This window comes from Candidatus Sulfotelmatobacter sp., assembly GCA_035498555.1.
In the GTDB taxonomy this organism is placed as follows: domain Bacteria; phylum Eisenbacteria; class RBG-16-71-46; order RBG-16-71-46; family RBG-16-71-46; genus DATKAB01.
Genome location: DATKAB010000002.1, coordinates 25,957 through 34,041 on the forward strand (window position 1 = coordinate 25,957; position 8,085 = coordinate 34,041).

At 66.7% G+C, this 8,085-nt stretch carries 7 protein-coding genes; 1 reads left to right on the forward strand and 6 read right to left on the reverse strand.

Annotated features, from left to right (window positions below; genetic code table 11):
* Positions 1-12 precede the first annotated feature (12 nt).
* Together pepT and VMJ70_00155 are read right to left on the reverse strand one after the other, a co-directional pair.
* A complete protein-coding gene (pepT, locus tag VMJ70_00150; protein HTO89515.1) occupies positions 13-1,266 on the reverse strand; it encodes a peptidase T in 1,254 nt (417 codons plus the stop codon).
* 40 nt (positions 1,267-1,306) lie between these two features.
* Positions 1,307-3,214 (reverse strand): lipase maturation factor family protein, encoded by a 1,908-nt coding sequence (locus VMJ70_00155; GenBank protein HTO89516.1) that lies wholly within the window; start codon positions 3,212-3,214, stop codon positions 1,307-1,309.
* Between the two features lie 66 nt (positions 3,215-3,280).
* Between VMJ70_00155 and VMJ70_00160 the strand changes: the two genes are divergently transcribed.
* The gene (locus tag VMJ70_00160; GenBank protein ID HTO89517.1) at positions 3,281-4,255 is read left to right on the forward strand and encodes an aldo/keto reductase; all 975 of its coding nucleotides are present in this window, start codon (positions 3,281-3,283) and stop codon (positions 4,253-4,255) included.
* 8 nt (positions 4,256-4,263) lie between these two features.
* Here the strand turns inward: VMJ70_00160 and dctP are convergent, their stop codons facing one another.
* The 4 genes from dctP to VMJ70_00180 form a co-directional block, all read right to left on the reverse strand.
* Positions 4,264-5,289: a TRAP transporter substrate-binding protein DctP gene (dctP, locus tag VMJ70_00165; protein ID HTO89518.1), complete on the reverse strand. Its 1,026-nt coding sequence runs from the start codon at positions 5,287-5,289 to the stop codon at positions 4,264-4,266.
* An 11-nt stretch (positions 5,290-5,300) separates the two neighbouring features.
* The gene (locus VMJ70_00170; GenBank protein HTO89519.1) at positions 5,301-6,293 is read right to left on the reverse strand and encodes a TRAP transporter TatT component family protein; all 993 of its coding nucleotides are present in this window, start codon (positions 6,291-6,293) and stop codon (positions 5,301-5,303) included.
* A 148-nt stretch (positions 6,294-6,441) separates the two neighbouring features.
* Complete coding sequence (locus VMJ70_00175; protein HTO89520.1) at positions 6,442-7,533, reverse strand: VWA domain-containing protein; 1,092 nt, start codon at positions 7,531-7,533, stop codon at positions 6,442-6,444.
* Positions 7,534-7,562: 29 nt separating this feature from the next.
* Positions 7,563-8,085: hypothetical protein (locus VMJ70_00180; GenBank protein HTO89521.1), on the reverse strand; the 523-nt coding region annotated here is incomplete at its 5' end.

Sequence of the window (8,085 nt, forward strand, 5' to 3'; positions counted from 1 at the left end):
GCCTGGCCGCGCCTATGCCTGCTCCTCCCACACCTGCGCGAGGTGCACGATCACCTCGACGGCGCGCTCCATGTCCTGTACCGCAACCCATTCGAGCCGCGAGTGCAGGTTGTGGCCGCCGGCGAAAATGTTGGGCGTCGGCAGCCCCATGAAGCTCAGCCGCGAGCCGTCGGTTCCGCCGCGAATCGCGCCGTCCACCGGATCGAGGCCGGCGCGCCGATAGGCCTCCTTCGCGTTGGCGATGATCTGCGGATGCTGGTCGAGCACTTCGCGCAGATTGCGATAGCTCTCCTGCACCTCGAAGCTCACCGACGAGCCCGGCCAGCTCGCCACGGTCTCGCGCGCCAGCTTCTCGAGCATCGCTTCCTTTTCCTTGAGCCCGGGTGTCAGGAAGTCGCGGATCAGGAAGCGCACCGAAGTGCGATCCACGGTGGCGTTGACGTCGTTGGGATGGACGTAGCCCTCGCGCTTCTCGGTGGTCTCGGGTGACACCGCGTTCTTCGGCAGGCGATTGACGAAGTCGGCGGCGATCTTGATCGAGTTGATCATCACGCTCTTGGCGAGCCCCGGGTGCGTATTGAAGCCCTGGAAGGTGACCGTCATCGAGTCGGCCGAGAAGGTTTCGTTGTCGAGAATGCCGGCGGTCTCGCCGTCCATCGTATAGGCGAACGCGGCGCCGAAGCGCTTGACGTCGAAGAAGCGCGTGCCGGCGCCGATCTCTTCGTCGGGCGTGAATCCCACCCGGATCGTTCCGTGCGGGATCTCGGGATGCTTCACCAGATATTCGGCCGCCGCCATGATTTCGGCGCAGCCGGCCTTGTCGTCGGCGCCGAGCAGCGTCTTCCCCGACGCGGTCACGATGTCGGACCCGATGCGATCGCGCAGCGCCGGATTCTCGGACGGCTTGAGCAGCAGTTGCGGATCATCCGGATAGCGGATGTCGCCACCCTGCCAGCTCTCGTGCACGATCGGCTTGACGCCGGCGCCGGAAGTCTCGGGCGAAGTGTCGACGTGCGCCAGAAAACCGATTACAGGCACGTTCGTCTTCTTCGTGGTGGCGGGAACGGTCGCGAACACGTATCCGCGCGAGTCGCGGGTCGCGTCGGCGAGTCCGATCGCCTTGAGCTCGGTAACGAGCTGATCGAGCAGCACCAGCTGCTTGGCGGTGCTCGGGTAGCTGTCGCTGTTCTCGTCCGACTGGGTGTCGTAGGTGACGTAGCGCAGGAAGCGCTCGAGTACCGAGGTCTTGCCGGCAATGGCTGGCATGGTGGGCTCCGAGTCGAGGGGCGAGTCGGTCGCGGCCAAGCTAAGGCCGGGCCCGGGGTTCCTGCAAATCGAGCCGATTGCCGGGCAGGTCGGCCACCGCGAGGCGCCCGTCCTGCAGCGTCAGCACCGGCGCGTAAGGCCCGCGCGGCATTCGCGTCCACCACGCGCCGGTCGCTCGGCGTTCGGCCGCAGTGGTGAAGTGATAGAGATAGACGGTGGCGCGCAAGTAGCGCGGTGGGGCGTCGGGAAATGGATTCCTCGCCATCAGCTTGAGCACCGGCTTCGAGCCCTGCAGCAGGCGTTCGCAGAAATAGAGCAGCCACGAGTTCTGGCGCAGATCGCCGAGCGCCGCGAACCACATCTGCCAGTCGAGGCGTGGCATGTGCGGCGCCACGAACTCCGGACGGCGATCGAGTGCGCCCGGCTTCCAGCGGAACTCGTACGAGCGCCAGATCTCGCCGTCGTTGCTGCCCTCGATCACGATCTCGGGGCGCTCGGTGGTCATCACCGCGAACAGGCCGTACGAATTGACGACGCGGAACGGCGCCGTGATTTCGTACGCCGAGGGCAGTGGCCCCAGCAGCTTCATCGGCCAGCGCAACGCTCCCCATAGCGGCACCAGCCCGAGCAGCGCGAGCGCGAGCGCGAGCGGGCGCCGGATCCAGCGGCTGGCAACCGTGGGTTCGCCCGCCCCGCTTTCGGGGAGCGAGATGCCGAGCGCGCGCCGCAGCCATGCCGGCCACACACCGTCATCGAACATCGGGATCACCAGCGCCATCGCCAGCGGATTGAAGAAGCCGTAGTTGCCGGTGATCACGATCAGCGCCTGGAGCGAGAGCATCGCAATGGCGCCCGCGAAGCGGATCCGGCGCGGCGCCAGGATCAGGAACGGCGCCAGCCCTTCGATCGCGAACATGACACCGGTCGAAAAGGTCTGGAACGCGTCCGGCAGATGATGCGCCCACCACGCCGTCCACGGCGGAAGCGGCTGCGTCTGGTAGTGGAAACGCAGCGCGGTGAGATGGCGCCAGTTGGGATCGTGGCTGGTGAGCTTCACCACCGCGGAGGAGAACATGAGCCGGAAGAGGAGCCAGCGCAGCAGCCACAGTCCGCTCTTCGCCGGCGCGGGATCGGCGGCGGGGAGCGCGAGTGGGCGCCAGCGCCCGATGAACAGCGAGGCCACCACGGTCTCGATCAGCAGGCCGTCCCACTGAAACCACAGGAACTCGCGCGCCACCGAGGCCAGCGACAGGTAGCAGGCCGCGATCGCCAGCAGCGCCGGAATCTCGAACACGCCGAGCATCAGCGCGAGCGACGCCGCCGTGCCGATCGCGCACAGCGCATGGAGCGCGCGATCGCTCGCATCGAGCCAGCAGAGCGACGGCACCGCCAGCGCGATGCCCGCTCCGTAGCGCTGGCGCAGCTGCCCGATGAATTCGGCCGTGGGGAGGATGCCCTGCCTCCCGATCAGGCCGATTACCTGGACCCAGAGCGACAGAAACGCCGACACCGAGATCGCTCCCAGCGCGCGCAGGAAGATCCACGCCGTGAGCCGCTGTCCGGGCGGCACGAGATACTTCCCCCACACCCGCGAAGTGACGCTGGTGAAGAACGGACGATTGCGAGCGATCACGCCGTAGACGGCGTCGCTCGCCAGCTTGAACGGCAGGAAGTAGCGATAGAGCCACCACCACGCGGCGCGCCCGGGCGAATAAGCCAGCGTTCGGAACACCGCCGCCGCGCCGCCGCGCCAGGTGCCGTCGGCCTCCCGCAGCTGCACCGCTTCGGCAAAGCGCGAAAGCGGCACCTCGGGGAAGCGCGACGACACCGATTGCGCCGGCGCGTAATCCACGGTGTCGCCGGTGACGCGCTGCCAGCGCTCGATCCAGCGCTTGCAGAAGCCACAGTTGCCGTCGAAGAGCATCAGCGGCCGTTCGGGAGCGCCCATGCGTCCATTCTAGCGGCGCGCGGCTCGGTGCGCGTATGCTCTCGGCCCTCCGAAAGGATCCCCCGCATGAAATACACCAGGCTCGGCCGCACCGGTCTCACGGTTTCGCGCATCTGTCTCGGCTGCATGAGCTACGGCGCCACCTCGTGGCGGCCATGGGTGCTGGAAGAGCAGGCGGCGCGCCCGTTCTTCAAGCGCGCGATCGAGCTGGGCATCAATTTCTTCGACACCGCCGACATGTACTCGCTCGGCGTGAGCGAGCAGATCACCGGCCGGTGCCTGCGCGAGTTCGGCAAGCTCGACGAGCTGGTGATCGCCACCAAGGTGCGCCACGCGATGCGCGGCGACGCCCCCAACACCGTGGGCCTGTCGCGCAAGCACGTGGTGCAGGGCTGCGAGGACAGTCTCGGGCGGCTCGGGATCGAGACCATTGACCTCTACCAGCTCCACCGCTTCGATCCGGCGACGCCGATCGAGGAGACGCTCGATGCGCTCGATCTGCTGGTGAAGCAGGGCAAGGTGCGCTACATCGGCGCCAGCTCGACCTACGCGTGGAAGGTGATGAAGGCGCTAGCGCGCTCCGACGCGCGCGGCCTCGCGCGCTTCGTCTCGATGCAGAATCACTACAACCTGGTCTATCGCGAGGAAGAGCGCGAGATGATCCCGCTGTGCCTCGAGGAAGGCCTCGGCGTCATTCCCTGGTCACCGCTTGCGCGCGGCCTCCTGGCGCGCCCCGCGGGCGACGAAACCGCGCGCAAGACCGGCGATGCCGGCATGGCCAACCAGCTCTACGACCATCCCGGCGACGCCGCGGTGGTCGAGGCCAATCGCGCGGTGGCGAAGTCGCGCGGCGTCTCGCCGGCCGAGACCGCGCTCGCCTGGCTGCTGTCGAAGCCCGGCGTGACCGCGCCGATCATCGGCGCGACGAAGATGGAGCACCTCGAGGCCGCGGTGAAGGCGCTCGATCTCACGCTGAGCGCCGAAGAAATCGCGGCGCTCGAGAAGCCCTACCAGCCGCACGCCGTGCGCGGGTGGCTGTAGACCGACGCTCAGCGGGTGCCGCTCTTGGCCCGATACTCGTCGCGCGCCTTGCGTGCCATGGCCAGGATGTCGGGCGGCACCTTTTCACCCACCATCATCTTGGCGAACTCGTCGGCGACCAGGCGGAACTGCGTCGCCTCGGCTGGGCTCACCGGCACCACCTTGAGCCCGCGCTTCTGCATCTCTTCGACGGCGGTGGTGTCCTGCCTCGGCACGCCGGTCTGGAGCGTGGATTCCATCTGCTTGCACGCGGTCAGCAGCTGATTGCGATCGGCCTCGGAGATCTTCATCCACGCCTGCTTGGTGATCACCAGCCCGCCGACGAGCGGCGCGAGGCCCAGCCCGATCATGTTGGGCGTCATCTTGTACCACTGGAGCGTGAGCCCGAGCAGCGGCGTGGTGGGATAGGCCTCGATCATGCCGGTCTGAAGCCCGGTCATGATGTCGGTGGCGGCGAGCGCCACCGGCTGGAAGCCGAGCGTCTTCCATTCCTGCGCGATCTGATCGTCCCCGGCCCACACGAAGAATTTGGCCTTCTTGAGCCCGTCCACGGTCGAGATCGGGTTCTTGGTGAAGAAATAAACCCAGCCGCCGTGGCCCCAGCCGAGCAGCACGAAGCCCTTGGCCTCGAGGCGCTGCTTCAAGACCGGCTCCATCACGTCGAGCGTGTGATACAGCTCGGGATAAGAGTTGAAGAACATCGGAATGTTGAACATGTGGAACGACGGATCGATCGAGGCGAGCCCGGCGGTGGTGACGGCCGCGGCCTGCAGTTGCCCGATCCGCATCTTGCGCACGATGTCCGGCTCATCGCCGGCGACGCCACTCGGGTAGACGCGCAGCGCCACGCGATTCTGGGTGCTGGTGCTCCACTGCGAGCCCATCTCGCGCAACGCCTTGTCCCACACCGAGCCTTCGGGCACCAGCGTCGCCAGCTTGACCACGTTGGCTTGCGCGAGCGCTCGCCGCGGCGCGGCGGCAACGAGCGCGAGCATCCCGGCGAGCGCGAGCAGCGCGGCCTTCGGACGTTTCATGCGAATCATCATCACTTCTCCTTGGACTTGGTGGAATCGGGAGCCGACGAATCGTCGACGAAAAATTCGTCCTGTCGATCGAGCAGCGAGCGCGCCTTGCGCTGCGTGACCACGGTTTCGAGACGGTTGGCGGGATCCTTGTCGGGATCGACGGCCAGCGCCTTGCCGAGCAGGTCGCGAAACTCGGCACGGTCCTGATTCATGACCGAAACGCTCAACGCCATGGTGACGTAGGGCGAGGCCTTGCCGCCGTGGCTCAACTCGACGGCGCGATTGAACTGCTGGCGCGCGCGGTCCACCGAGCCGCCCATCGCGGCCGGCAGCGCTTCGAGCACGATCATGGCCTCGTGGAGCGCCCCTTCCTCGTAGCTCTCGTCGAGCACGAGGCCGCGCTCGATCAAAGCGCGTACCGCCGGGAGATCGGCGAGCATCTCGGGCTTGTCCTTGCCCATCGAGATCGCCGAGCCCCACGCCGCCGCCGTCCAGAACAGCATCGGCACGTCCCGTGATTCGATGCGCGCCGCGGCCTTGGCCGGATCGGTCTGGAGTCCCGAGCTGATGCCCTTGTAGCGAACCTCGAGCCCGCGCAGGCCGTAGTTGCGGGCGCGCAGGTAGAGCTTGTAGGCGCGCTGGTGGAGCTGCTCGGACCGCGCGTAGTCGCTGTTGACCAGCAAATCGCCCTCTGACTGAACGAACGCGTAAGAGTAGGCCGCGTAGCCCTTGCACAGATTGAGCAGCAGGCCCTGGTGCTCGGGCAGCGTCGAGAGCATCGACTCCATGGTCTTCAAGCCGAAGGGCAGCGCCGCCTCGATCAGATCGGGATCGTCGTCGGTGCCGAAGACGTCCGGACCCTTGGTGAGCGAGTTGGCCACGCTCTTGGTGGCGAACTTGTTGATCGAGCAGGAAGCGAGGGCCAGCGGCAACGAGAGGAGAATCGCCAGCGCGAGCACGTGAAATGCGGCGCGGAAACGTGCGGGGAGCGCGGTGTCCGGTCGAGCGCGCAAGGTCAGGGGTCCATCCCTGGGGGAATCCGCCGCCACGCATGAGCGTGGAGATGCCAAGGGGAAACGCGGCGAACGCTAGCGGCGCGGGCCGGAGCGGTCAAGGAGCGCGGAGCCGTCGCCCCAGGTGAGGGATCACCCGTATACCGCCTCAGTGTAGCCGCTTTCTCCGATTTTTCACGAAGTCTCGAAACACGTAGGCGCCGACGTTCTGCGGATCGGTCTCGTAGATCCTTCCATGATTCAACTCGGTCAGCCGCCGCACGAAATCGAGCAGCGGCCCGTCGGTGGCGAGCATGAAGGTGGTGATGGTGATGCGCTTGCGGCGGCAGAACGCTGCCTCCTCGAGCGTCTTGTTGACGATCTTCGGATCCAGCCCGAACGGGTTCTTGTAGAGGCGGCCGAACTCGTGGATCGCCGAGGGCTTGCCGTCGGTGATCATGAAGATCTGCTTGTTGACGCCCTTCCGGCTCTCGAGGATTCGCCGCGCCATCTGGAGACCGGCGCGGGTGTTGGTGTGGAACGGTCCGGCCTGGATCTTCATCAGGTCCTTGAGCTGCACCTGGCGGGCGTCGTCGCCGAACAGCACCACGTCGAGCGTGTCCTTCGGGTAGCGGCTCTGGATCAGCTGCGCCAGCGCGAGCGCGATCTTCTTGGCCGGCGTGATGCGATCCTCGCCGTACAGGATCATGCTGTGGCTCACGTCCACCATCAACACCGTGGCGCACGACGAAAGATGCTCGGTCTCGAAGACTTCGAGATCCTCTTCCGAGAGGGTCAGGTCGTCGATGCCGCCGCGCTTGACCGCGTTGCTCACGCTGCCCAGCGGGTCGAGATTGCCGAGGTCGTCGCCGAACTGCCAGGCGCGCGTCTCGCTCAGGCGTTCGCCGCCCTTGCCGGCCTGCGGCGTGCGGTGGTCGCCGGCGCCGCCGGCCTGGAGCGCGTTGAAGATCTCGTTGAGCGAATCCTGGCGGATGCGGCGCTCGCCGCGCGGCGTGACCTGGTAGCCGCGCGTGGTCTTCTCGGCTTCGCCCGATTCCTCGAGCATCTTCTTGAAGTCGTCGATGCCGAACTTGTCGTTGAAGAATCCGTACTGCTCGCCAAAGTGCTCCATCCAGCGCAGCGCTTCGTCGACGTCGCCGCCGGTCTGGAGCAGCAGATTGCGATAGATCTCCATCAGCTGGCGCTGGAATTCGAGATCTTCGGGCCGCGGCCCCTTCCACTTCGAATAGTCGAAACGCATGGTTGCAGCGATCCGCCGCGCGGATCCGGCTAGTCCCCGAGCCCGCTCAGCATGCTCTTCAGCATGTCCTTGTACGACGTGGTCGATTCGCCGGTCCGCTCGCGCGACAGCATCGAGTGCTGGTGCAGACCTTCGAGCACCAGCTCCATCGCCACCGCGGCCTCGTCGGCATTCTTCGGCGACATGTACTTCGCGGCCAGCTCGCGCAGGCCCTTCACTTCGTTCAGGCGCTTTGCGAACTCGACCTGCGACATGTCGTCCGCGACCTCGAGGTGATTGCCGCCCGCGAACCATTCGAGCACCGGGCGATACTCCGCCGACGCCCCCGGCTCCGACTCGCCGCTCTCCGCGGCCGCCGCTCGTGCCGAGCGCCGGCGCGGCTTGAACGCGTCGGGAAAGCGCTGACTGAACACCGCTTTCACTCCGCGGCCGAGCAGCGCGCGCGACACGTTGAGCGTCCCCTCCTGTTCTCCTTCCAGCACCAGCTCGACCTTCCCGCTCACCGACGCCACCGCCTGCTGCAAGTCGCACACCCGCGTCACCACGCGCGAT